Origin of the sequence: Paracoccus sp. (in: a-proteobacteria) (assembly GCF_030538695.1) — a bacterium.
Classification (GTDB): domain Bacteria; phylum Pseudomonadota; class Alphaproteobacteria; order Rhodobacterales; family Rhodobacteraceae; genus Paracoccus.
Genome location: NZ_JAUNTN010000001.1, coordinates 63,839 through 86,381, shown reverse-complemented (window position 1 = coordinate 86,381; position 22,543 = coordinate 63,839). Strand labels below are relative to the sequence as shown.

Genomic DNA, 22,543 nt, shown 5'->3' with positions numbered 1-22,543 from the left:
GCGGCCTGCTAATGCGTTTTTTGGAGAACCGTCGGGAGATAGTTTTGATGGATTGGATTTCATGACGTTGATGTTCGTGGATGTGTTGTCAAATATATTATCGAAAGGTTGAGGTCAGTGGCCCTCTCCCAAAAAGGTTCTTTCGGCATGCATCACGCGCGGTGTCGCGGTCGGAAAGGTCACGCCCTCAATCAGCCCGTTTGCGTCGCAGGCGACGTCACGCAGGCTCGCCGGTTCACCCGTCGACCTCGCGCCGAACTCCAGCATGACGCTGGGGGCGACATAGCCGGAGCAAGAAGAGGCGGTCTCGCAATCGATGAAAAGCTTGTCGCCATTTGCCCGTGTCGAGGCTGATAGCCCTTGCGCTGCAATGGCGCCCTGGATCAAGGGCTGCGTCGCTTCGACGACCCATTTCGGCAATCGATCCCGGACAGCTTTCGACCAGCGCTTTTCCTCACTGCGTGTGGTTGGCAGGGCTTCGGCGCGTTCGCCCACCAGATCAGGCGCGATTGCCCGAATGTCATAGGTCAGATCAACATCTTCAGAGAAGCGCTGGATCACCCCATAGGCTTTGGAAAGAGATGTTCCGCCCTTGAAAACGAGGTGCTCACCAAGCTCGGAACTGAAGAGGGTCTGAAGGGCCCAGACAACCCAGACGTCCTTTTCGAGCAGGTGCGCGGGCCGCCCGGAGCGATCTGCAGCTACGGCCAGGGCTTCCTTGCGGTCTCCAGGCGGCAAAGACAGGAAGGGTTCAGACATGCGCCGCCTTTCCGACACTGCGTGCAAGCCAGGTCGGGAACTGCGGTGCTGCGGTTACCAATTCGTCAAACGCCGCTGCGGGCAGTTTCTGCTTCAGCGATCTAAGAGCTGTCTCTGCCTGTTCCGGCCCGAGCCAGGCCAGGGCGCGAACAGCACTGCCAGCCGGCCTCTTCCCGAGGGCGAGTTGCCATCGGGGGGCGTGGCGTAGTTCCACGACTTGTTTGCCCAAGGAGAGCGTGCGGCTGCGACCCGAGGTCAGGTACACGGAGCGAACAGGCACTTGCGTGGTCAGGCCGAGTGCATTCGCTTCGGCGGCGCCGGTTGGAACGATGACTTCGCCACGTTGCGCCGCGAGGGCCTCGACGGCCTGTTCCACGGACGGAGCGCGCGTTCCAAACCGGCTTTTGATCGGTCGCAGGTAAACGCCGCGCCCGGCACGGATCAACTGGCCGCGCTCGGCAAGGCGCGACAGGGCCTGATCCACCCCGGCACGGCTGCCGAGGTGCAGCAGGCCCTTTGCGGCAAGTGGCGCTCCTTCCGGAAGTCCCTCTGCATGGGTCAATATCTGTTCTGCAAGGTGCTGCATGATCCTTCTCCTGTCAGAAATATACGCAGTTTTCTGACAGAATTCAATCCGTGCTGTTGAGCGAGATGAAGAGGGTGGTGGCTTCGTGCCGTGGGTGGCAGGCTGGCCTTCGGCGATTTTCAGAGGGGAACACGCTTACCGAAGACCCTGCAGTTGAAGGCATTCCTTGAAGGGCGCTCAGCCGGTTGTCGGGGAGACGGATAGCATAGAGCGCAAATCGGATGGGGGCGTTGGATCGGGGAGACTTTGGGGAGCGCGTGAAGGGGTAGGGTGCCGAGGCTTGGGCTTGTCGTGCGCGCGCCCCCACGCCAGGCAAAGCTACTGGGAAGGACGCGACACCAGTGCACCTTTCGCGGTGCAGACAGCCCGATATCCCGCTGGAGGCGCTACCACTCTGACGGTGCCGGCAGGAGGAGGGTCATCCAGGCCGGGGCACCGCCTTGAGGGCCGAGCCCTCCGGGCTCACCGACCAGAAGGCTTTGGCTTGGGCTGATGCAGGCGTCGGCTGGTGTTCTTGCGGAAGGTGTTGCGGAGATCCCTGTTGATCAGGTCGATGTCGAACCAGTCCGGATCGAAATGCCCGCCGGCCCAGCGAAGGTTGGAGCTGTGGTCCTCATGGTTCGGGTCGCGGATGGTCTCGAGGAAATCGGCATAGGACCAGGAGCCGCCGACGTCCTCGGGCGGCCGGGCACGGGCACCTTCGGTGCATTCTGCGTGGCGGGGCAGAGGATCGAGGGACAGCCATTCCTCGATCCGGATCACATGGGTCCAGTCATCGCCAAAGTCGTAGAGGTAAGTGAAGGTCAGATCCTGGCCGGAGAAATCCGCCAGCCTGACCCCGGTGTAGTCGAAGGTCTGCGGGCCCCCGAAACCATCCTCAAGCTGATCGGGGTCACCATAGCGCAGCCCGCCGATCCGGAACTCATGCAGATGGCTGTCGGTCCAGTTGAACGTGGCCTGCAGCACCAGATGCAGCCTGTCGAGCGTCCAGTCCGACGGCACGACAAGTCGCCGCCAGATCGGCGGGTCAATCTCCGCCAGAGAGACATGCAGGCGGACGGCATTCGCGGGCTGGTACAAGACAGGCCCCCCGGTCAGATCGCAAAATCGTCCAGCGATTTTCCCGAAGCCAGCGCCTCGGCGATCCATGCCGGTTTGCGCCCACGGCCAGACCAGGTGATTTCGGCGTTCTCCGGATGGCGGTACTTGGGCGCGGACGCCGCGCGTTTCCGGGGGGGAGCCGCTTCCGCAAGCTCGTCGAAACTGAAACCGAGTTCGCGGGCCAAGTCGTCAACCTTGGCGCGGGCCTCGGCCTTGCGACGGTCCTCGAAACTGGCGATGGCCTTCGCAACATTCTTTTGCAACTGCTTCAGCTCGGGAAGCGACAAGGCGTTAAGATCGATATCCGTCATTTGGTCCTCTTTTATTGCCCGTTGGCTTTGAGCCCGAGCTCGCGGGAAGGAAGGCGTCTGGCGCTGGAAAACAGGCACCGCGATTGCGTGTCAGATAAGCGCAGATATCCTGGGGATTACAACACGTCGGGGATTGACGGCTCGCGGTTGGTGGCTTTTGCCTTTTTATGCCTGCCTCGGCTGAATACGAGGATTGTCTGGGGAAAGCCTTCCCCCTGGTCGGCACTGGCGTTGCCGACACACCCCCATCAGCGGGGAGACCCCGCAACGCCCCCGAGAGTGAAAGTGCGGGTGGGTTTTCCTTGACGGGTTGAGGGCTGGAGGAGAGGCCTCCGGCGCCCGTCGCGGAGATCATCCCGATGGCGAGAGAGCATCGCGCGGCCCGCAAGGGCGGCCCGCGCACGAACCTTTATGACGACATCACCGACAAGATCATCGCCGAGCTAGAGGAAGGCCGGCTGCCCTGGGTTCAGCCCTGGGGGACGGCGGCGGCGCAAGCGCCGCTCGCCATGCCGCGCAACGCCAGCACGGGTCGGCAGTATTCCGGGATCAATGTCCTGATCCTCTGGGGCGCCGTCATCCAGCAGGGCTATCCAACCCAACACTGGCTGACCTTCCGCCAGGCGCTGTCGCTCGGCGGCAATGTCCGCAAGGGTGAGCGGGGCACAACCGTCGTCTATGCCGACCGTTTCACGCCTGAAGACGAGAAGCGCCGCGCCAAGGAAACAGGGGAAGACGCAAGCAGCATCCCGTTCCTGAAGCGCTTTACCGTGTTCAACGCGGCGCAATGCGAGGGTCTGCCCGACGACATTGCGGTCGAGGCGCCGCCTCCACCGCCCGGGCTGATCGAGCCGCGGGTCGAGGAACTGATCGCCGCGACCGGTATCGACTTCCGGATCGGTGGCAACAGCGCCTTCTATGTCCCCGCGCTCGATTACGTGCAGGTGCCACCTCCGCAGGCCTATTTCGAGCCGATCAACTGGCACCGGACCGCCCTGCACGAGATGGGGCACGCGACAGGACATGCCTCACGGTTGGGGCGGGACTTCTCGGGCGGTTTCGGCACGAAGAAATATGCCTTCGAGGAACTGATCGCCGAGATTTCGAGCGCGTTCTGCTGCGCCTCGCTTGGGATCGTCCCGACTGTGCGCCACGCCGATTACATCGGCTCCTGGCTGGAGGTGATGCGCGAAGATTCCCGGGCCATCGTCCGTGCCGCCTCGCAGGCCAGCAAGGCGGCCGACTGGCTGCTGGCCCATCTGCCCGACGACAGCACCGATGTTGAGCGGCAGACCCCGACGGAAGGGAGGGCCGCGGCATGATCCTCCTGACCGACACACAGCGTGACCGTTTGCTGGCGAATGGCCGCGATCGCGATCAGGATCACATTCCGGTCGTGAAGTTCTTCAATCCCTTTGGCGCCGGTGTCTGGCTTGCGACCGAGCTCGACGAGGACGGCGACATCATGTTTGGCCTGGCCGACATTGGCTACCCCGAACTTGGCGCCTGGAGCCTCAACGAACTGCGCTCCATTCGGCTGCCCTTCGGTATGGGTATCGAGCGGGATCTGCTGTTCACGGGGGATTTCCCGATCTCGGTTTGGGCCAAGGCCGCCCGCGAAACCGGCAGGATTCGCGATGCCGAGCGCCTGCTCTATCGCTCGGGCCGCCTGCCAGGCGGGACACGCCTCGACACGGAGTCCCCGCGTTCCTGAGGGGTTCTGCAGGTTCCGCGCCGCGCTCTTCGAAGGAAGAGGGCGGCGCTTCTCCTCGTGACGCGGTGAAAGCTCCGGCGCCCGGCCGGCTGCCCGTCGGAGAACAGGACCATGACACGAAGCACGAGAACATCCGCCATCGAACCGCAGCCGCTCCGGTTCTCCGCCCAGGAGCAGACCGTGGTCTACGAGGCCCGGCAGATCCTGCTGCGCCACCTCAATCAGAACCCTGTCCTGTCGTCCTGGCAGGCGGTGCTCGACTATTGCGCCCTCACCATCAGAGGTGATGTGGAGCGCTTCCATGTCCTCTATCTCGACCGGAGGAACCGGCTGATCTCTGACGAATGCCTCGCCACCGGCACAGTCGATCATGTCCCGGTCTATCCCCGGGAGGTGCTGCGGCGATGCCTGGCGCTCAATGCCTCGGCGCTGATTATCGTCCACAATCATCCGGCCGGCGATTCCGAGCCCTCAGCCGCCGACCTCGCGATGACCAAGGAAGTCCGAAACGCCTGTGTGTCCCTGGGGGTGATACTTCACGACCACATCATCACCGGGGCTGGTCGGGAGACCAGTCTGCGTGCCCGCGGTGAACTCTGATGGGTATGAGCGATCATCCGCGGCTCGGCCATGAGAGGGAAAGGAGTGGGGGGAGTTTCGTGACGGGCTGGTTGCCGGAGAGAGAGGCTCCCCGGCGTCCGTCATGGAGACCCTGACATGGCCACTGCCACGCAGAAAATCACCCTGTCGTCCTCGCGCGACATCCCCTTCAACAAGCTGGTGCTCAGCCAGTCCAATGTCCGGCGCGTGAAGGCCGGCATCTCGGTCGAGGAACTGGCCGAGTCCATCGCCCGCCGCGGGCTGATCCAGTCCCTGCATGTCCGGCCCGAGCTCGACGCCGAGGGGCAGGAAACCGGCCTCTTCGAGGTGCCGGCTGGCGGCCGCCGCTATCGGGCGCTGGAACTGCTGGTCAAGCAGAAGTGCCTCAACAAGACCACGCCGGTGCCCTGTATCGTCTCGGAAGCCGGAGACGACATTCTGATCGATGAGGTGTCGCTCGCCGAGAATATCGAGCGCGCGCCGCTGCATCCGCTCGACCAGTTCCGTGCCTTCCAGGTGTTGCGCGAGAAGGGCATGAGCGAGGAGGAAATCGCCGCCGCCTTTTTTATCGACGCCAAGGTGGTAAAGCAGCGCCTGCGCCTGGTCTCGGTCTCGCCTGCGCTGCTCGAGATCTATGCGGAGGACGGCATGACGCTGGAACAGCTCATGGCCTTTACCGTTTCTGACGACCACACCCGCCAAGAACAGGTCTGGGAGGCGATCAAGGATGGCTGGCAGAAGGAGCCATACACCATTCGTCGCATGCTGACCGAGACCACGGTGCGTGCTTCCGACAAGCGGGCGCTCTTCGTCGGCATCGAGTCCTATGAGGCGGCGGGCGGCTATGTGCTGCGCGATCTCTTCCAGCAAGACGATGGCGGCTGGCTCCAGGATCCGGTGCTGCTCGACCGGCTGGTCGGTGAGAAGCTGAAGGCCGAGGCGGAAACCATCGCCGCCGAAGGCTGGAAGTGGATCGAGGTCGCGGCGGACTTCCCCTATGGCCATACCAGCGGCATGCGCCGTCTGGCCGGTACCACCATCGACCTGACTGACGAGGAACGCGCCGACCGTGAGAAGTTGCGGGACGAGTTCGAGGCGCTGGAGGCGGAGTATGCCGAGGCCGACGAATTGCCCGACGAGGTGGACGCGCGGCTCGGAGAGATCGAGGAGGCGCTGGAAGCGTTCGAGCCCCGGCCGATGCGCTACGACGCCGATCAGATGGCCCGCGCCGGTGTCTTCGTCAGCATCCGCCATGACGGCCAGCTCGCCGTCGAGCGCGGCTATGTCCGTGCCGACGACGAGGCGATGGAAGGTCAGGAAGGGCAGGGTGCTGATGGGTGTTCTCCCGAGAGAGGCGAGTCCGGTGGTGTGCAGCGCGCGGTCATCATGGTGGGTGGCACGGCGACCGAACCCGAGGAGGACGATGAGGTCGAGACCATCCGGCCTCTGCCCGATCGCCTCGTCAGCGAGCTGACCGCGCATCGCACGCTGGCGCTCCGCGATGCCGTGGCGGCGAACCCGCATGTCGCCATGACGGCGCTGCTGCATCGGCTGGTCACCGATTGCTTGCTGCCGCACTCCACCAAGGGCTGCCTCGAGGCCCATGTCCGGGAAGTTCATTTCCCGGCGCAAGCCGACGACCTCGTCGAAAGTGTCTCGGCGCGCGCCATCGCCGAGCGACACGAACGCTGGGGTGATCATATCCCGGCCGACGATGCGGCGCTCTGGGACTGGCTGGTCGATCAGGACGACGACACCCGGATGGAGTTGCTCGCCCATTGCGTCAGCTTCGGCGTCAACGCCTTGCACGAGAAGCCCAACCCCTATGGCGGTATGGGCGTCAGCCAGCACGGGCTCGACGTGCGCCTGTCCCAGGCCGACCGGCTGGCACGGGCAACGGGCCTCGACATGGTGGCCGTGGGGTGGCGGCCGACCGTCGGCAACTATCTGGGCCGTGTGACCAAGCCGCGGATCATCGAGGCGGTGCGCGAAGGCGCCGGCGAACGGGCGGCGCAGCTCATCGACCATCTGAAGAAGGGCGATATGGCCAAGGAGGCCGAGCGCCTGCTGGCTGAAACCGGCTGGCTTCCGGAGCCGCTGCGAATGGTCGATCCCGATGCCGAAGCCGGGGGCGACACCGAGGCGGATGATCTGCCTGAATTCCTTGCCGGCGATGGCGAGGATGAAGAAGTCGCGGAGGACGAGGAGCAGTCGATGGTCGCTGCCGAATGATCCTCAGGTGGGGTGGCGTTCGCTGCCCCGCCACATCCCTTCCTTTTCCCACTTCGCCCGGTCCTCGTGACCGGGCTTTTTCTTTGGAGAACCCTTATGCCTGGAACGATCGATATCGACCGAGTATTCCATGAAAACCACGCCAGTCCGCCATCCGAGCGCACGCTGCCCTGGGAGGAAACCTGCGACGGCATCACCGTGGTGGTGGAGCCGAAGCCCCCTTGGGCGGACGACATGCGCGCCTTCCGTCTCGAAGCCCGCGAATATTGCCGCTATGCCGATTGGACCGCGAACGGCGGTCATGCCCGGTTCTACGGTCATATCGACACCAGCGGTGACGCCGTGATGATGAGCGCGCGCGCCATGATCGCCCGCGAGATCGCCGATGGGCTCTGGGACTGAAGGCCCGCTCATGTCTGACGGTAGCCGCCCCCGTCGTCCTGTTATCGGCTTGTATGGCTCCAGTTCCAGCTTCACCACAGTGCCGCTCATCATGTTTGGCATCGGTTTCCACCCCCGTCCTCGAACACACTCCTGATGCCAGCGTGGCAGCAAGGGCTGGCCAGGCGGGGCATCTGCAAGGGGGTATCCGGCGCCTGTCGGATGCAAGACACCACCCCCGCTTCCATTCGCTAACCTTGGTCTGATCCGTCTCTTTGACATTCAACCCCGGAGGGGTCGGCTTACGCAGACGTGCCGCCCTCGGGGATTCGGAAAAAGTCCGAACGCCCGAGGGTGAGTGCAGATCCGGTCAGACACGTCGGGCGCCTGTCGCGCGGGGGATGGTCCCCCGCCTCCAGTGACAGGAGCCAATCCCGATGTCCTATGCAGATGCCACCGCTTTCGCCGCCAGCCTCGCCACCTCGCTGATGGTCGTAATCGTCGTGTTCCAGGCCGGGGACGGAACCCACGGTGCCATGCCCGCCGACGAGTTCGACGGCGACGAAGACATGGTGAAGCTGGAACTGGATCCATGGGAGTAAGGCGCGAAAGCGCCTCACCCCAAACGGCCCGAGCGCGGAGACCCGCGCTTCGGGCCTTCAGTGCCTCACGATGGTCCCCCATCGTCGGCAGCGGAACCGGGAACAAGCCCGGTCAGAGAGGAAGAGTGCGGGCCGTTCGGCCGTGACGGGTTGAGGGCCGGAGAGAGAGGCTCACCGGCGCCCGTCATGGAGTGCTTCCGATGACCTTTGCCCGTTCCGAAACCTTCCGCTCCATCGGCCAGATTCTGGCGGCCGGTGTTCTGCCCGCGCTTTATCGGTCGCAAAAGCTGCAGCTGCGGATCTCTTGCCTCGGTGTCGCCAGCTATGACGCCAGTGACGAGGCGAACAGCTTCGACCGCGTGATCCCGCTTGGCGAATGCCCGTCACCGGAGGAGGCCATCCAGGCCGCAGCCTTGCCCCTGTCGCGCGGTGATATTTGCATGGGGCCGAATAGCTTTCCGTATTTTCAGCCGCGCATCATGCTCATTCAGGACCGCGATCAGCGCCTGGTCCTCGCCGGCGAAATCCGCGCCGGCATTGTCCTCTGGCAACAACCGGTCGCATCCGATGCCGAGGCACGCAGGATTGTGACCGAGGCCAGCCGACTGCGCGGTATGGCATTCCGAGCCTCGGAGCCCGGTGATGCGAGACGGCTGCGTTACCGCGCCGCTGCGCTGGAGACACGGTTGGTTGATCCCTTCTGGCGCGAGACCGCGGCCGGTCTGCTCCGCCTGCCACAGGCCGCCTGAGCTTCACCCTTTCCATCCCATTCGGCTCGGTTTCACGCCGGGCCATGTCATGCCCGGAGACCATCATGGCTGGCTATTTCACCCATTTCTCCTGCCTGCTCGATGTGGGCACCCCCGAAAACGCTGCCCGCGCGCTCGATCTCTACAACGCTCTGGCGGATGACAATGCCGCCGAAGATCCGCCTTCGGACGGGTTTCTGCTTTCCATTCAACCCGAGCATGGCGGAACCCAGCTCTGGATGCGCGATGATGGCACCGGCGATCCCGAGCATGTCATCCAATTCGTCAAACGCTGCGCGAAGGAGTTCGGGCTGACCGGCCTTTGGGGAATGCAATACGCCAATATCTGCTCGAAGCCGCGTGTGGACGGGTTCGGTGGAGGCGCCCATGTGCTCGACCTCGCCACCGGAGAAACTGTGGACTGGTTCTACACGGACGGCTGGCTTGCCATCGTGCTGGACGGAGGCGATCCCTATGCCTGATATTATCGAAACCACCGTCTACCGCCTCAACGAGTTGTCCGGGGACGCGAAGGACAAGGCCCGCGCCTGGTATCGTGAGGGCGGCTTCGACTATGACTGGTACGATGCGGTCTATGAGGATTTCCAGCGTATCGCGGAAATCCTCGGGCTGAACCTCAAGACCCGAACCGTCCGGTTGATGGGCGGCGGCACACGGCAGGAACCCTGCATCTGGTTCCGGGGCTTCCGGAGCCAGGGCGATGGCGCCTGCTTCGAATCCTTCTATGCCTACCGCAAGGGCGCCCCACGCCTGATCCGGGAATATGCGGCGAAAGACACTGCGCTTCACAGTATCGCCGATGCTCTGCAGGCGGTCCAGCGGCGCAATTTCTACCAGCTTCGCGCCGATATTGCCCATCGCGGTCACTATTACCATGAGTACTGCATGGTGATCTCGGTCGAGCGTGACAGCCCGAGTTGGCAGGACTCGACCGCCGACGCCGAGGAGGTGGTTATCGAGGCGTTGCGCGATCTGGCTCGCTGGCTCTACCGCCAGCTCGAGCGCGAATACGATTATCTGTCCTCGGATGACGTTGTCGATGAGGCCATCATCGCCAACGGCTACACGTTCACCGAGGCGGGGCAGCGGTTCGGGTGAGGTGCAACGCCTCAGAACTCGTCCTGCAACTCCGCATAGATAGCTTCGATCCGGTCGGCCTCCGCGTCGGTCAGAGCGGCGAATTCCTTCGCTCTGGCGCGTCCGGAAAGCCTGCCACCGTTCTGGTGCAGGAAGCGAAACAGCAGGTCGAGCACGCGGTCCGGCATGTCGATCAGGCCCGAGACGCGGGACTTGAACCCGTCATAGGCACGCAGGAACCGGGTCTCTGCTGGCAGGTCATGGTCGATGGTCTGGGCCACGCAGGCGAAGAGGAATTCGGCATGGGGCGTGGCATCGAAGAAGCGGTAGAAATCGCCGGTGTTGTTCAGCACCTCGACGTTTCCGCGATCGGTTGGGCGCCAGCTGACATGGGGCAGCAGTCGACGCGAATAGCTCTCGAGCACCTGCCGATAAGCCTCAATCCGCTCGAGGATCACCGCCGCCACCGGGAAGACCAGCCCGGCCGGATTGAAGCCGCGTGCAGCCAGCACGTGGTGGATCAGGTAGCGATGGAGGCGCCCGTTGCCGTCCTCGAACGGGTGGATATAGACGAAGCCGAAGGCGAGGCCGGCTGCCGCCAGAACAGGGTCGAGCCCCGGGGCGATATCGCGGTCGAACGCTTCGAGCCCGGCGATCAGCGCAGGCAGGTCTTCATGCCGGGCGCTGACGTGATCGGGCAGGGGGGCGCCGGTCGTGCGGTCGTGCTCGCCAATGAAGCCGCCCTCCTGCCGCAGGCCCAGATGGACGAAGCGGGCATCGCCGATGACGATGCGTTGCAGGCGTTCGAGTTCTGCCTGGTCGATCGGATGTCGCCCGGCTTCACCGATGATCTGGCCCCAGCGCCGGATACGATCCTGGGGCGGGTTCTCGCCTTCGATCTGGAAACTCGACCGTGAATCCTTGAGCAGCAGGAAGGCCGCCGTGCGCGCAAGCAGATCGGCGGGCACCTCGGCCAGCACCGCGCGGGCCTCGGCTGCCAGATCGCGGGCGATGAAGGCCTCGATCGCCGGAGTGCGGAAGATCATCGGGCAAAAATCCGGGGTGCCGGGCAGGTTGTTACGGACACGGTGGCGCGGCGAGGGGGCGCCCTCTGCGTCCCATTGGAGCCTGGCATCGACCACGGGCGCGTAATTGCCACGCGTGGCGTCGGGCAGATCCAATTCCGCGCCGAGGAGCCATTCATAGAGGAACCAGATCCTGCGCGCGTAGCTGCCCGTCGGGGCGGCCTCGACAATGGCCTGGATCGGCTCCGGGCCGGTTGCCTTGAACAGCCGCTTGAGAACTGCCAGATCCAGCCCCTCGTAGCGTAGCGCGAAGGTCAGATGACCGATGAGGCTCGCTTCGGGTTCATGGCGGGGCGTGTAGAGGCGCCAGCCGTCGGCCTCGTAGACCTTGTGACGTGGGCCGATGGCGGAAAGTGTCTGGGGCAGGGGCGTTGCGAGCGCATAGGCATCGATCAGCGCAGCATAGCCCGCAGGGGCGGCCTCCTCGGGGAGCCAGCGCTCGTGAAAAACGGTTACGGCACCTGAAAACGGATTCCTTTTTGCCTGCTCCATGAAATTCAGTTCTTGGTCCCGATAATTGATCTCAAATCGGTATTTCTCATGAATATCGCTTGCAATCAATGAAACCTTGAGAAATCTGATGGTGGGGCGCTGTCGCCGTCAAGTCTGCGAGGCGATGGGGCCTGAGGTGCCGAGTCAGAGAGGTGCCGGGAGGGGGTGAGTCCGGGTGGTCGAGAGAGAGCGCCGTCCGGGTCCTCCCCGTTCCCGCTCTCCGAGGATTCCCGACATGAACATCTCGTCTCCCGTGACCGATCCGGTCACGCCGCTCGGCGCCGCACCCGCGATCCTGGCCGCCGCCAATCTCCTCCTTCCCCATCTCGAACGCGGCCAGCGCGTCGATACCGCGGCCCTGCGAAGCGCCATGGAGACCGCTTTCGGCGCGTCCGACGCCAGTGGCGCCTGGGACTGGAAGCTCGCCTATGAGGCCTGCGAGGTCGCCACGGTTCTGTTCCTGCGCAAATACGGAAAGGCGCTGTTCCGCAAAGCCGACTCTCCGGTTTCCCGGCTCGCGCTGCTGGAGAAGATCGCGGGGTTGCTGCCCACGCAGACCCGCCGCTCCGAGGAAAGCCAGAGATTCCAGCAGTTCAGCACGCCTCTGCCTCTCGGCCTTGCCGCCCTGACCGCGGCCGCGATCACGCCGGACGATGTGGTACTGGAGCCCTCGGCTGGCACCGGCCTGATGGCGATCCTGGCACAGGCTGCCGGCGGCTCGCTGATCCTCAACGAACTCGCCGAAACCCGCGCCGATCTTCTCTCGTCCCTCTTTCCGGCCTTTCCCGTCACCCGGATCGACGCTGCCCAGATCGACGACTATCTGGTCCCGGACGCCATGCCGTCCGTGGTTCTGATGAACCCGCCTTTCTCGGTCATGGCCAATGTCGAGGGACGGATGGCGGATGCTGCGTATCGTCATGTCGCCTCGGCGTTGGCCCGTCTCACCCCCGGTGGACGACTGGTCACGATCACCGGCGCGAATTTCGGACCGGAAGCCAAGGCTTGGCGCGACGCCTTCGTACGCCTGCAGGACCGCGGCCGCGTGGTCTTCACCACGGCCATCGACGGAGCGGTCTTCGCCAGGCATGGTACCCGCATCGACACGCGGCTGACGGTGATCGACAAACTGCCCGCCGACGATCCGTCAGTCTTCCCGGCCTCGACAGGAACCGCACCCGACGTTGTCACGCTGCTCGGCTGGATCGAAAGCCAGCTTCCGCTGCGTTTGCCGGTGTCGCTGCCGAAGGTCGCTTCTCCCGTGCCGGCAGCTGCGCCGAAGACCGTGCGCGGTTATCTCGCTCGCGCCACAGCGTCCCGACCCGCCGCCGCACCAGCGTCCGATCCCGAAGGGGTGGAGCTCGAGTATGAGACCGTGGACTGGGCGCCGCCCGAGGGCGCGCGCTTGTCGGACGCGATCTATGAGGAATATGCGCTGCAATCGCTGCGCATCCCCGGCGCCGAGCCGCACCCGACCAAGCTGGTGCAATCCGCTGCCATGGCCTCGGTCGCGCCGCCAAAGCCGTCCTACCGGCCCATGCTGCCGTCCGACATCCGCACCCGTCTGTCGGATGCCCAGCTTGAAACGGTGATCTATGCAGGTGAAGCCCATGCCGATCATCTCGCCGGCGCCTGGACCGTGGACGAGCATTTCGACAATGTGAGCGCCGCGCCCGAGGATGCTGCCGGATCGATCCGGTTCCGCCGGGGCTTCATGCTGGGTGACGGCACCGGTGCGGGCAAGGGCCGTCAGTCGGCCGGGATCATCCTCGACAACTGGCTGCGCGGCCGCCGCAAGTCGGTCTGGATCAGCAAATCCGACAAGCTGATCGAAGACGCGCAGCGTGACTGGTCGGCGCTCGGCATGGAACGGTTGCTGGTCACCCCTCTGTCACGCTTCCCTCAAGGCGCAAAGATCACGCTCTCGGAAGGCATCCTGTTCACCACCTATGCCACGCTACGCTCCGACGACCGGGGCGAGAAGGTTTCGCGCGTCAAGCAGATCGTCGAATGGTTGGGCAGGGACTTCGATGGGGTCATTATCTTCGACGAAAGCCATGCCATGCAGAATGCCGGAGGCGGCAAAGGAGACCGCGGCGATATCGCCGCCTCGCAGCAGGGACGGGCAGGCCTGCGGCTCCAGCACGCGCTGCCCGATGCGCGCGTGGTCTATGTCTCGGCGACCGGCGCCACCACGGTCCACAATCTCGCCTATGCGCAGCGCCTCGGTCTCTGGGGTGGCGAGGATTTTCCGTTCCAGACCCGCGCCGAGTTCGTCGAAGCGATCGAAGCCGGTGGCGTTGCGGCCATGGAAGTGCTGGCCCGCGATCTGCGATCCTTGGGCCTCTATACGGCTCGCTCGCTCTCCTATGATGGGGTGGAATACGAGCTGATCGAGCATCAGCTCACCGATGAACAGCGGCGCATCTATGATGCTTACGCGGCCGCGTTCGCCGTCATTCACAACAATCTCGACGCGGCGATGGAGGCGGCCAATATCACCGGCAGTGAAGGCACGTTGAATCGCCAGGCCAAATCCGCCGCGCGGTCGGCCTTCGAGAGCACCAAGCAGCGTTTCTTCGGGCATCTGCTGACCTCCATGAAAACCCCGACGCTGATCCGTTCGATCGACGCCGATCTCGAGGCAGGCCATGCGGCCGTCATCCAGATCGTCTCCACCGGCGAGGCGCTGATGGAACGGCGGCTGGCGGAGATTTCGACCGAGGAATGGAACGACATTTCCGTCGATGTCACGCCGCGGGAATATGTCGGCTCGTATTTGCAGCATTCCTTCCCGGTGCAGCTCTACGAACCCTTCACCGACAGCGAAGGCAACCTCTCCTCGCGCCCGGTGTTCCGGGACGGTCAGCCGGTCGAAAGCCGCGGAGCCGTGGCGCGGCGCGATGAGATGCTGGAGCAACTCGGCTCGTTGCCGCCGGTTCCGGGGGCGCTCGACCAGATCGTCCAGCGCTTTGGCACCGACGTGGTGGCGGAGGTCACGGGCCGGTCGCGCCGGATCGTGCGCAAGGGCGATGGCGCATCGGCCCGCCTGGCCGTCGAGAACCGCGCGCCCTCCGCCAACCTTGCCGAGACCTCGGCCTTCATGGATGACCAGAAGCGCATCCTGGTCTTCTCGGACGCCGGTGGCACGGGGCGCAGCTATCACGCGGACCTCTCGGTGCGAAACCAGCGGCTGCGCGTGCATTACCTGCTGGAACCGGGCTGGAAGGCCGATGCCGCCATTCAGGGGCTCGGGCGCACTAACCGCACCAATCAGGCGCAGCCTCCGCTGTTCCGACCCATCGCCACGGATGTGAAGGCCGAGAAGCGGTTCCTCAGCACGATCGCGCGTCGTCTCGACACCCTCGGCGCGATCACCCGTGGCCAACGCCAGACCGGTGGACAGGGCCTGTTCCGGCCCGAGGACAATCTGGAATCCGCCTATGCCCGCGATGCGTTGCGCCAGCTCTATTTGGCTGTAGTGCGCGGCAAGGTCGAGGGCTGCTCGCTTGAACGCTTCGAAACCGCCACCGGTCTGACGCTGATGGACCCGAACGGCATCAAGGACGACCTGCCGCCGATCACGACCTTCCTCAATCGCCTGCTGGCTCTGACCATCGAGTTGCAGGGCATCCTGTTCTCGGCCTTCGAACAGCTTCTGGAGGCCCGGATCGACGGGGCGATTGCCTCAGGCACCTATGACATGGGGCTGGAGACGCTGCGCGCAGAGAGCTTCATCGTCACCGACCGGCAGGTGATCCACACCCATCCCGGCACCGGTGCTGAAACGCGGCTCCTGACCCTGACCGAACGCAAGCGCAACAAGCCGGTCTCGCTGGATGCGGCCCTGGCGGAACTGGATGATCTGCGCGCGAAGCTGCTCGTCAACGAGCGGTCGGGCCGGGTTGCGGTGCAGGTCCCGACCACCAGCGTCATGCTGGACGATGGCGAGATCGAACGCCGCGTCCGGCTGATCCGGCCGATGGAAGCAATGAACCTGCCCGTGCGGGCGATGGGCGAGACCCACTGGGTCGAGGCCGAGCGCGCTGCCTTTGCCTCGGCATGGCAGGCCGAGTTGGATGAAGTGCCGGAGTTCACCGACAGCATCCTGCACATGGTGACAGGGCTGCTTCTGCCGATCTGGAAACGCCTGCCGCAGGACTCCTCGCGCGTCTATCGGCTCCAGACCGACGAGGGCGAACGCATCATCGGTCGCCGGGTCTCGCAGGCATGGGCTACCAATGCTTCGACCAGTGGCGTCGCCAACTGCCTGACCCCGGATGCGGCCTATGCCGCGCTGAACGAAGGCCGCACGATCCTCGATCTCGCCGAGGGGCTGCAACTGCGCCGCGTCCGCGTCATGGGTGCTAACCGGATCGAACTGACCGGCTTCACCGACACGATGCGCGAGCGCCTGCGGGCCTATGGGCTCTTCAGCGAGATCATCTCCTGGAAGCTACGATTCTTCGTGCCCGTCGATGCAACCGGCCCGGCGGTCATCGGTAAACTGCTCGACCGCTTCCCCGTCGAGCGCATTTCCGAGCGGGAGGCTGCGTGATGGCACGCATCAACGCTTCCGAACTGGCGCAGCGTCTCGGCCGACAGGCCGAGGCGGTGTGCCGCTACTACCTCTCGAATGGGCGCAAGCAGGGCAATTACTGGCAGGTTGGGGATGTACGGAACACTCCCGGCCGTTCAATGTTCGTCCGTCTGACCGGGCCGGAAATCGGTAAGGGCGCGGCTGGAAAATGGACCGATGCGCAGAGCGGGGAACATGGCGATCTGCTCGACGTGATCGGCGAAAGTCTTGGCCTCATCGACTTCGCCGACATTGCCGAAGAAGCGCGCCGCTTCCTCAGTCTACCGCATCCTGAACCGGTGCCAAACTCCCGCCGATCCCGAACACCGCCAGCACCATCGGGATCGTCCAAGGCGGCCCGCCGGCTCTGGCGCATGACGCAACCGCTCACCGGCAGTCTTGCAGAGGCGTATTTACGGACACGCGGCATTGCGGATTTACGCGGAACCGCAAATCTGCGGTTCCACCCGACCTGCTACTGGCGTGCGGAGAGCGACGGCCCAACCGAAACCTGGCCGGCCATGATCGCCGCCGTCACCGACCTCGAAGGCAGGATCACCGGTGTGCATCGCACCTGGCTTCAACGTGACGGCTCCGGGAAAGCGCCGATCGATCCGCCGAGAAAGGCGATGGGAGACCTGCTCGAAAACGCCGTCCGGTATGGCAAGGCGCAGGATGTCATGGCGGCAGGCGAGGGGATCGAAACCATCTTGTCACTGCGCCAGGCGCTACCGATCATGCCGATGGCCTCCGGACTCTCGGCCGGACATCTCGCTGCTATCCTGTTCCCGCCGCATCTGCGCAGGCTCTATATCGTCCGCGACAACGATCCGGCAGGCAACGCTGCACGGGACAGCCTGGTGGACCGGGCCATTGAGGCCGGGATCGAGGCCATCACGCTTTCGCCCATGCTGGGGGATTTCAACGACGATCTCGTCAGCTTCGGACTGGAAGCGCTTCGGGCGCAGATCCGGGTGCAAATCGCTCCCGAAGATGTCAGCCGCTTCATGTCGCGCGCACCATAGCCAGAGAGGGCCGTGAGCGGGGATGACTGATCCCGCCATGGGCAAGGTGGTGTTGCTCCTCGGCACGAGACCCGCGCCTTGGCCTTCTTGAGAGGGCGAGCGGCCCACAAGCGCTTCGGCCCGGCAATGGCGGCGCCCGACTGATTTCCGTCGGCGGGCAAGCCCGCCTTTACAGCGCGAAACAAATCAGCCGGGCTTTGCCATCAAGGCCCTCACCTGAGGCTCGGACTGCCAGACCGGAGCGCCCGTGGGCTTGTCGTCGCCATGAAGGCCGCGACGGTCGCGGTCCAGCCGAAGGACACATCCCATGTATGCCCATGACGAATTCGAACCCGATCACAGCACGTCTCCCACCGGCCATGTCATCGAAGCGCTCGAACTCTATGGCTACCATCCCGCCGAGGGCGAGGCCGATCCTCGAATCACGCCCGAGGATACCGCCATCCAGGGCGCGGTTGCCGACATCTTCGATGCCCTGATCTCCACCATGGCCGACACCAGCCTCGATTTCGACCTCGACGAGATCATGTGGTCCACCGTCAATACCTTCCACCGCGCCGTCGAGCGGATCGAACGCAAACTCGACGATAACGAGCAGGCCCAGAAGCGCCTTCAGCGCGAACAGGACGGAAGCGAGGTGAAATCTGTCCAGCTGGAGACCCTGATCGGCATCGGACAAAACCTGATCGAGCGCCGCGACAGCATGGAGACCTTCCGCGACACTGCCGCCGACCTCTTCCTGCGCACCACAGGCGCGCCCTGGTCGCCGCGCTCCGGATCACGGGTCAACCATCGCCAGATGACCTCGGCCATGATCGACAGCCGAGATTTTCTCGCCGCCAAGCAACGGGCCGACAATGAGGTGCTCTTGCCCGCAGGGCCGAAGATCGCCTTCTCGGGCGGAGATACCACCGATCACCGGCTGATCTGGGACAGGCTCGATCAGGTCCATGCCAAACACCCCGACATGGTGCTCCTGCACGGAGGTTCGCCGAGAGGGGCGGAACGCATCGCGGCCACTTGGGCCGACAACCGCAAGGTCGCGCAGGTCGCCTTCAAGCCGGACTGGACGAGACACGCCAAGGCTGCGCCCTTCAAGCGCAACGACCGGATGCTCGATACCATGCCGATCGGGGTCATCGTCTTCCCCGGAACGGGTATCCAGGAAAACCTCGCCGACAAGGCCCGCAAGATGGGTATCCCGGTCTACCGCCTGGCGGAGGGCAGCGCGTGAGCGCTGCCCTACATTGAAATGGAAGCTTCGAGCCCACCTTGACCATTGCTGCGAGTCGCAGAGACGTCGGCATTCCGGAAAGACGGCTCTTTCAAGTCTGACCTTGGTATTCTTGCGCCAGCACCCCCATGATGAGGTCGTCGTGCCAAGCATCGCCAACACGAGCGCTCTCGCGTTCGCGGCCCTCTTCGATAAAGCCGCAGGCGCGATAGCACCGGATCGCCCGCTCATTGTATGAGAGCACCCGCAAGTCAACCCGGTGTAGCTTCAACGTTGCGAAGCCATACGATAAGATTAAATTGATCACTTCGCGACCCAACCCTTTCCCGAGCTGTGAGGGGTCGTAGAGCCCGATCGCCAGGCGCGCCCGGCTGTCATGGAGATCGAGCCCGTCCAGACGAGCCTCCCCTAATAGGCGGTGATCGACCTCGACGGCCCAACAAAGGGGATGCGCAAGGTTCCGCTCCACCCATGACCGGGCATCGCCTTCCTCATACGGGGGAAGGCCCGTCGGGTCGCCTCCAAAGCTGTGCACGATCTCCGGTGACCGCCCGAGAGCCAGCCTTCCGGCAATATCGGAGCTACGGAAGGGCCGCAGACGGACGCGCGCGCCCACAAGCACTGGAATTTCTCGGGTCATTTCGGAATATTGGCATGCTCGCCCCTGTCTGGCTATGCAGAAGAAAGCTGACACTCTCGTATCGGTAACAAAGGTCCACGTCGGCCGAACTGCCGACCTGCGAAATTCTTTCTCCGTCGCCCGAAACAAGAATTCTGCTAACTTTCGGTTGCGCCAAGGTGGTGGTGGAAGGCGCGACCGTTCCAATTCATACGGGAGATCCCACCATGTTCGTTCTCGGAATCCTTGCATTTTTTGCCGCCATCGCGGCCATGTGCTGGTTGGTGTTCAACCTCGCCGTCTTCACCCTGCCGTTTCTCGTCGGACTTCATACCGGCATCTGGGCTTATGGCACCGGCGCAGGCTGGTTCGGTTCAATCCTCGTCGGCGGCTTTGCCGCAGGGTTGACGCTTGCCATCGGTCAGGCGCTGATCATGCTCGTGCGCCCGCTCTGGGCGCGGTTTGTCATCGCGCTGATCTTCGTGGTGCCGGCGGTGCTCGCTGGCTTCCATGCAACTCTCGGGATCACCAGGGCCATGATGCCCTCGGAGACATGGCAGATGATCTTCGCCGTTATCGGCGCTGGTGCCGTTGGCGTTTCTGCCTTCTTTCGCATTGCCGGTTCGGCCGCCGAGCCTTCGGGTAGGTCTCCCATAGGCGTCTGATACTGCTGACGATCCGATGAGGCGGCACCGGAGCGGCGCTGGAATGCCATCTCGATCATCAGGATGCCGGTATGGGGCGGTGCGCGAGTCGGCCTATGGCAGCCACGCGTCGCGGCCCGTGCCCGTGCGGTGGAGGTGGCGGAGCGTTCGAGCAGCAGACTGCACCTGTGATCGCGGGGGGCACGTCCGGCGGGGCGCCTGGAGAGTGATGCGCATGGCCTGTCGCGGGCGAGCAAACCCGCCGGTGGAAAGACCGGTCAGGCTGATGAGCATCCGTGGTTGCCATCGTCTCCGTTCCTTGCCCATCCCATGTCCGCTCCATACGGCCCTTTCAATGGCCTGATCTGGCCGAAGACCGGCTTTGCCTCGACCGGCTTGGCGCAACAGCGCTACCATAACTTTCTTCCCCTGGGCTGTGCCCATTCCGCGCGAAACAAGAAAGTTCTGCCTTTGCTGTCCGGCCCCCGGCACGCCGGGGGTGCGCCGCCGGTCGTCTCCGGCCTGTCGATCGCCATCGGGCCGCAATGGTGCGGACCCGGAAACGGAAAACGGAGACTTAACATGGCGACCATCGGCACCTTCAAGAAGACCGGAAACGAATTCACCGGCGAAATCGTCACCCTCAGCGTCCAGGTCCAGGGCGTGCGCATCGTCCCCGACACCCGCACCACCGGCGAGAACGCCCCCAGCCACCGGGTCCTGGTCGGCCGCGCCGAGATCGGCGCCGCCTGGTCCAAGCGCTCGGGCGAGGGCCGCGACTATCTGGGCCTCAAGCTCGACGATCCGAGCTTCACCGCCCCGATCTACGCCAACCTCTTCGACGACGAGGACGGCGAGAGCTACGCGCTGATCTGGTCCCGCCCCAACGGTCGCCGCAGCGAGTAGCGGCGCCGTGAGGCCCCGGCCGACAGGCCGGGGCCCGCCCGCCAAACCGGGCAACCGAATCAGTTTTCCGAATTGGCGGTGCCAAGACGAAAACGCGATATAAACGCAGAAGAATTCCGGTAGAGATTCCCTAGAGGGCGACTATAATAGTCGTAGTTCTGGCGTGCGCGCCGGGCCGGATGGGAGGTGATCTGCATGATCACCGCCCGACAATCACGGGCCGCGCGGGCGCTTCTTGGCTGGACACAGGAGCAGCTTGCGGATGAGGCCCGGGTATCTTTGACCGCGCTCAAGCGCCTCGAATCCGAAAGCGGACTCGAGGTCTATGAGACCACGCGCGATCAGGTTCGACGGGCTTTCGAAGCGAATGGCATTCTTCTCCTGAACTCCGACCAGGGGATTGGAGTGATGCATGTTCAGGCGAAGGCCGTCCCGAAGGGCTGAGTTTTGCGGCGCATCTCCCCGAAAAGGGATGCCCGCCGTCACCATGCTTACAAGAAGGTCGAGCCGCTGTGTTAGAAATGCTCGCAAACCGCAGTGGGGTTGCGCGTGAGAAGAGGCGAATTGCAGGATGTACCGCCGCAAGGAGCCGTGGTGACGGATTATGACCGTCGTCACATGACGCAGTATATGCGTTTGCTCGATGCTGCAGGCGAAGGCGCGAGCTGGCAGGAGGCGGCGCAGATCATCCTCGGCCTCGATACACAGAAAGAGCCAGAGCGAGCGCGCCTCGTCCACGACGCCCATCTTGAACGCGCGCGCTGGCTGAGTTCCGAGGGCTATCGGCAATTGGCGGCGGGGCGCACCGGCTGAGAAGGTGATGCGTCTCACGCATCACCTGATGCCTTGGGGCGGACTTCCCAAATGATTGATCTCTCGGAATCCTTTCCTGAGATCAACCCAGGGGAGAGGCGATGCCATGCAACCCGACCGCTCGAATTGGCGTGACCAGGCGGCCTATGACTATCTCGATGATCTGGCCGCGCCGGAACTCGGCTGGGAATGCCTGCGCCGCAATCCCGAATATCAAGATGACTATGCAGAACTTGCAGGGGGACCACCTGAGAGGGCTGACCTGAGGGATCAGGTCGTCCGTCGATGGGGTCTGTGCTTTCCCGATACGGCCCGGTCTGAGCGCGACTGTTGCAGAGATATTCTGGCGCCCCGAAATCGATACCAGCGCCGTGTTCCTTGCGGTAGCCCCCGAAGCACTCGCCGGAGAGACTGATACTCCCGGCGATGAGATAGTTGCCCCGAAGGGCAGGGCATCCCCGATTGGCAAGCACCTGCGCCACAGGCTGCCGGACGGAACATACCTGCATCTCGTCGTTCCCCTGAAGCAGCACGGTCGGCTTGTGGCTACCGTTCCGCTCGGCCCTGAGGGGCTCGACCGCATGGAGGCGATCCAGCGGCTCCTGGCGAACCAGCACCGCCGTCGATCAATCCCCCGCGACACTCGCCTCACAGCGCAGCAGAAAGCGCGCCTGCGGCGTGTCCTTCAAGCCTCCGACGCCGCCTTCCATGGCGCGACCCAGAAGCAGATCGCCGAGGTCCTGTTCCGGACCGATCGCCTGGACCGCGATGAATGGCAGGTCTCCTCGGCCCGCTTTGCCGTCTCCAGCCTCCTTCGCGAGGGGCGTGACCTGATCGCCGGTGGCTATCGCAAGCTCCTTCGCCACCAGCGCCGCCTCTAGGTCGGCGATCCCGCGCCGCGGTGTGCGGATTTACCCCTGCTACCTTTCCACTGCATCTGACCGGACGCGCTTCGCCATCGTGACCGTCATCAGCCGCTGTTTCGCGGCACTGGTCACACACAGTAGGGAGAC

24 protein-coding genes are annotated in these 22,543 nt (G+C 64.1%); 18 read left to right on the top strand and 6 right to left on the bottom strand.

Annotated elements, in window-relative coordinates; genetic code table 11:
* Positions 1-114: 114 nt before the first annotated feature.
* The 4 genes from Q4G24_RS00440 to Q4G24_RS00425 all read right to left on the bottom strand — a co-directional run bounded on the left by Q4G24_RS00440 (position 115) and on the right by Q4G24_RS00425 (position 2,757).
* Positions 115-759 carry a nucleotidyl transferase AbiEii/AbiGii toxin family protein gene (locus Q4G24_RS00440; RefSeq protein WP_303364522.1) on the bottom strand — a complete coding sequence of 215 codons (645 nt, stop codon included), beginning with the start codon at positions 757-759 and terminating at the stop codon, positions 115-117.
* Positions 752-1,345, bottom strand: a complete 594-nt coding sequence (locus tag Q4G24_RS00435) for a DUF6088 family protein (protein WP_303364521.1) — start codon at positions 1,343-1,345, stop codon at positions 752-754. Before Q4G24_RS00435 ends, Q4G24_RS00440 begins: the two co-directional genes overlap by 8 nt.
* 462 nt (positions 1,346-1,807) lie before the next feature.
* The gene (locus Q4G24_RS00430; RefSeq protein WP_303364520.1) at positions 1,808-2,425 is read right to left on the bottom strand and encodes a plasmid pRiA4b ORF-3 family protein; all 618 of its coding nucleotides are present in this window, start codon (positions 2,423-2,425) and stop codon (positions 1,808-1,810) included.
* Between the two features lie 14 nt (positions 2,426-2,439).
* A complete protein-coding gene (locus tag Q4G24_RS00425) occupies positions 2,440-2,757 on the bottom strand; it encodes an H-NS histone family protein (RefSeq protein WP_303364519.1) in 318 nt (105 codons plus the stop codon).
* A 359-nt stretch (positions 2,758-3,116) separates the two neighbouring features.
* Between Q4G24_RS00425 and Q4G24_RS00420 the strand changes: the two genes are divergently transcribed.
* From Q4G24_RS00420 to Q4G24_RS00380, 9 genes are all read left to right on the top strand, one after another.
* Entirely contained in the window at positions 3,117-4,079 is a 963-nt protein-coding gene (locus Q4G24_RS00420; protein ID WP_303364518.1) for an ArdC family protein, read from the top strand.
* Positions 4,076-4,471, top strand: a complete 396-nt coding sequence (locus Q4G24_RS00415) for a DUF2958 domain-containing protein (protein ID WP_303364517.1) — start codon at positions 4,076-4,078, stop codon at positions 4,469-4,471. The genes Q4G24_RS00420 and Q4G24_RS00415 overlap by 4 nt, the downstream gene beginning before the upstream one ends.
* A 111-nt stretch (positions 4,472-4,582) precedes the next feature.
* Positions 4,583-5,071, top strand: coding sequence for a RadC family protein (locus Q4G24_RS00410; RefSeq protein WP_303364516.1), 489 nt, complete (start codon positions 4,583-4,585; stop codon positions 5,069-5,071).
* Between the two features lie 117 nt (positions 5,072-5,188).
* Positions 5,189-7,303: a ParB/RepB/Spo0J family partition protein gene (locus tag Q4G24_RS00405; RefSeq protein ID WP_303364515.1), complete on the top strand. Its 2,115-nt coding sequence runs from the start codon at positions 5,189-5,191 to the stop codon at positions 7,301-7,303.
* A 96-nt stretch (positions 7,304-7,399) separates the two neighbouring features.
* Positions 7,400-7,705, top strand: coding sequence for a hypothetical protein (locus tag Q4G24_RS00400; RefSeq protein ID WP_093412772.1), 306 nt, complete (start codon positions 7,400-7,402; stop codon positions 7,703-7,705).
* A gap of 416 nt (positions 7,706-8,121) precedes the next feature.
* The gene (locus Q4G24_RS00395) at positions 8,122-8,286 is read left to right on the top strand and encodes a hypothetical protein (protein WP_020042524.1); all 165 of its coding nucleotides are present in this window, start codon (positions 8,122-8,124) and stop codon (positions 8,284-8,286) included.
* A 200-nt stretch (positions 8,287-8,486) separates the two neighbouring features.
* Positions 8,487-9,035, top strand: coding sequence for a hypothetical protein (locus tag Q4G24_RS00390; RefSeq protein ID WP_303364514.1), 549 nt, complete (start codon positions 8,487-8,489; stop codon positions 9,033-9,035).
* 65 nt (positions 9,036-9,100) lie between these two features.
* Positions 9,101-9,517, top strand: coding sequence for a hypothetical protein (locus Q4G24_RS00385; protein WP_303364513.1), 417 nt, complete (start codon positions 9,101-9,103; stop codon positions 9,515-9,517).
* Entirely contained in the window at positions 9,510-10,154 is a 645-nt protein-coding gene (locus tag Q4G24_RS00380) for an antitoxin of toxin-antitoxin stability system (RefSeq protein WP_303364512.1), read from the top strand. Before Q4G24_RS00385 ends, Q4G24_RS00380 begins: the two co-directional genes overlap by 8 nt.
* An 11-nt stretch (positions 10,155-10,165) precedes the next feature.
* On the opposite strand, the gene Q4G24_RS00375 is transcribed toward Q4G24_RS00380, so the two are convergent.
* Complete coding sequence (locus tag Q4G24_RS00375) at positions 10,166-11,779, bottom strand: Fic family protein (RefSeq protein ID WP_303364511.1); 1,614 nt, start codon at positions 11,777-11,779, stop codon at positions 10,166-10,168.
* Between the two features lie 166 nt (positions 11,780-11,945).
* Between Q4G24_RS00375 and Q4G24_RS00370 the strand changes: the two genes are divergently transcribed.
* The 3 genes from Q4G24_RS00370 to Q4G24_RS00360 all read left to right on the top strand — a co-directional run bounded on the left by Q4G24_RS00370 (position 11,946) and on the right by Q4G24_RS00360 (position 18,548).
* Positions 11,946-16,268 carry a strawberry notch family protein gene (locus Q4G24_RS00370; protein ID WP_303364510.1) on the top strand — a complete coding sequence of 1,441 codons (4,323 nt, stop codon included), beginning with the start codon at positions 11,946-11,948 and terminating at the stop codon, positions 16,266-16,268.
* Positions 16,268-17,314, top strand: a complete 1,047-nt coding sequence (locus Q4G24_RS00365; protein ID WP_303364509.1) for a toprim domain-containing protein — start codon at positions 16,268-16,270, stop codon at positions 17,312-17,314. Before Q4G24_RS00370 ends, Q4G24_RS00365 begins: the two co-directional genes overlap by 1 nt.
* A 307-nt stretch (positions 17,315-17,621) precedes the next feature.
* Complete coding sequence (locus Q4G24_RS00360; protein ID WP_303364508.1) at positions 17,622-18,548, top strand: DUF2493 domain-containing protein; 927 nt, start codon at positions 17,622-17,624, stop codon at positions 18,546-18,548.
* Positions 18,549-18,639: 91 nt separating this feature from the next.
* Here Q4G24_RS00360 and Q4G24_RS00355 read toward each other — a convergent pair whose 3' ends face one another.
* Positions 18,640-19,188, bottom strand: coding sequence for a GNAT family N-acetyltransferase (locus Q4G24_RS00355; RefSeq protein WP_303364507.1), 549 nt, complete (start codon positions 19,186-19,188; stop codon positions 18,640-18,642).
* Positions 19,189-19,394: 206 nt separating this feature from the next.
* Here Q4G24_RS00355 and Q4G24_RS00350 point away from each other — a divergent pair, with 206 nt between their 5' ends.
* The 6 genes from Q4G24_RS00350 to Q4G24_RS00330 all read left to right on the top strand — a co-directional run bounded on the left by Q4G24_RS00350 (position 19,395) and on the right by Q4G24_RS00330 (position 22,411).
* A complete protein-coding gene (locus tag Q4G24_RS00350) occupies positions 19,395-19,832 on the top strand; it encodes a hypothetical protein (RefSeq protein ID WP_303364506.1) in 438 nt (145 codons plus the stop codon).
* Between the two features lie 561 nt (positions 19,833-20,393).
* Entirely contained in the window at positions 20,394-20,717 is a 324-nt protein-coding gene (locus tag Q4G24_RS00345) for a DUF736 domain-containing protein (RefSeq protein WP_303364505.1), read from the top strand.
* Between the two features lie 195 nt (positions 20,718-20,912).
* On the top strand, positions 20,913-21,161 hold the full coding sequence (locus Q4G24_RS00340) for a helix-turn-helix transcriptional regulator (RefSeq protein WP_058099626.1): 249 nt from the start codon (positions 20,913-20,915) through the stop codon (positions 21,159-21,161).
* A gap of 105 nt (positions 21,162-21,266) precedes the next feature.
* Positions 21,267-21,530: a DUF2285 domain-containing protein gene (locus tag Q4G24_RS00335; RefSeq protein WP_172431421.1), complete on the top strand. Its 264-nt coding sequence runs from the start codon at positions 21,267-21,269 to the stop codon at positions 21,528-21,530.
* Positions 21,531-21,636: 106 nt separating this feature from the next.
* The gene (locus Q4G24_RS16595; RefSeq protein ID WP_368660912.1) at positions 21,637-21,945 is read left to right on the top strand and encodes a DUF6499 domain-containing protein; all 309 of its coding nucleotides are present in this window, start codon (positions 21,637-21,639) and stop codon (positions 21,943-21,945) included.
* On the top strand, positions 21,902-22,411 hold the full coding sequence (locus Q4G24_RS00330; protein ID WP_368660911.1) for a DUF2285 domain-containing protein: 510 nt from the start codon (positions 21,902-21,904) through the stop codon (positions 22,409-22,411). Before Q4G24_RS16595 ends, Q4G24_RS00330 begins: the two co-directional genes overlap by 44 nt.
* Positions 22,412-22,543 lie beyond the last annotated feature (132 nt).

Coding starts and splice junctions, on each gene's coding strand:
- Q4G24_RS00440 (WP_303364522.1), bottom strand. CDS start 759: ATGTCTGAACCCTTCCTGTCTTTGCCGCCTGGAGACCGCAAGGAAGCC.
- Q4G24_RS00435 (WP_303364521.1), bottom strand. CDS start 1,345: ATGCAGCACCTTGCAGAACAGATATTGACCCATGCAGAGGGACTTCCG.
- Q4G24_RS00425 (WP_303364519.1), bottom strand. CDS start 2,757: ATGACGGATATCGATCTTAACGCCTTGTCGCTTCCCGAGCTGAAGCAG.
- Q4G24_RS00420 (WP_303364518.1), top strand. CDS start 3,117: ATGGCGAGAGAGCATCGCGCGGCCCGCAAGGGCGGCCCGCGCACGAAC.
- Q4G24_RS00415 (WP_303364517.1), top strand. CDS start 4,076: ATGATCCTCCTGACCGACACACAGCGTGACCGTTTGCTGGCGAATGGC.
- Q4G24_RS00410 (WP_303364516.1), top strand. CDS start 4,583: ATGACACGAAGCACGAGAACATCCGCCATCGAACCGCAGCCGCTCCGG.
- Q4G24_RS00405 (WP_303364515.1), top strand. CDS start 5,189: ATGGCCACTGCCACGCAGAAAATCACCCTGTCGTCCTCGCGCGACATC.
- Q4G24_RS00400 (WP_093412772.1), top strand. CDS start 7,400: ATGCCTGGAACGATCGATATCGACCGAGTATTCCATGAAAACCACGCC.
- Q4G24_RS00395 (WP_020042524.1), top strand. CDS start 8,122: ATGTCCTATGCAGATGCCACCGCTTTCGCCGCCAGCCTCGCCACCTCG.
- Q4G24_RS00390 (WP_303364514.1), top strand. CDS start 8,487: ATGACCTTTGCCCGTTCCGAAACCTTCCGCTCCATCGGCCAGATTCTG.
- Q4G24_RS00385 (WP_303364513.1), top strand. CDS start 9,101: ATGGCTGGCTATTTCACCCATTTCTCCTGCCTGCTCGATGTGGGCACC.
- Q4G24_RS00380 (WP_303364512.1), top strand. CDS start 9,510: ATGCCTGATATTATCGAAACCACCGTCTACCGCCTCAACGAGTTGTCC.
- Q4G24_RS00370 (WP_303364510.1), top strand. CDS start 11,946: ATGAACATCTCGTCTCCCGTGACCGATCCGGTCACGCCGCTCGGCGCC.
- Q4G24_RS00365 (WP_303364509.1), top strand. CDS start 16,268: ATGGCACGCATCAACGCTTCCGAACTGGCGCAGCGTCTCGGCCGACAG.
- Q4G24_RS00360 (WP_303364508.1), top strand. CDS start 17,622: ATGTATGCCCATGACGAATTCGAACCCGATCACAGCACGTCTCCCACC.
- Q4G24_RS00355 (WP_303364507.1), bottom strand. CDS start 19,188: ATGACCCGAGAAATTCCAGTGCTTGTGGGCGCGCGCGTCCGTCTGCGG.
- Q4G24_RS00350 (WP_303364506.1), top strand. CDS start 19,395: ATGTTCGTTCTCGGAATCCTTGCATTTTTTGCCGCCATCGCGGCCATG.
- Q4G24_RS00345 (WP_303364505.1), top strand. CDS start 20,394: ATGGCGACCATCGGCACCTTCAAGAAGACCGGAAACGAATTCACCGGC.
- Q4G24_RS00340 (WP_058099626.1), top strand. CDS start 20,913: ATGATCACCGCCCGACAATCACGGGCCGCGCGGGCGCTTCTTGGCTGG.
- Q4G24_RS16595 (WP_368660912.1), top strand. CDS start 21,637: ATGCAACCCGACCGCTCGAATTGGCGTGACCAGGCGGCCTATGACTAT.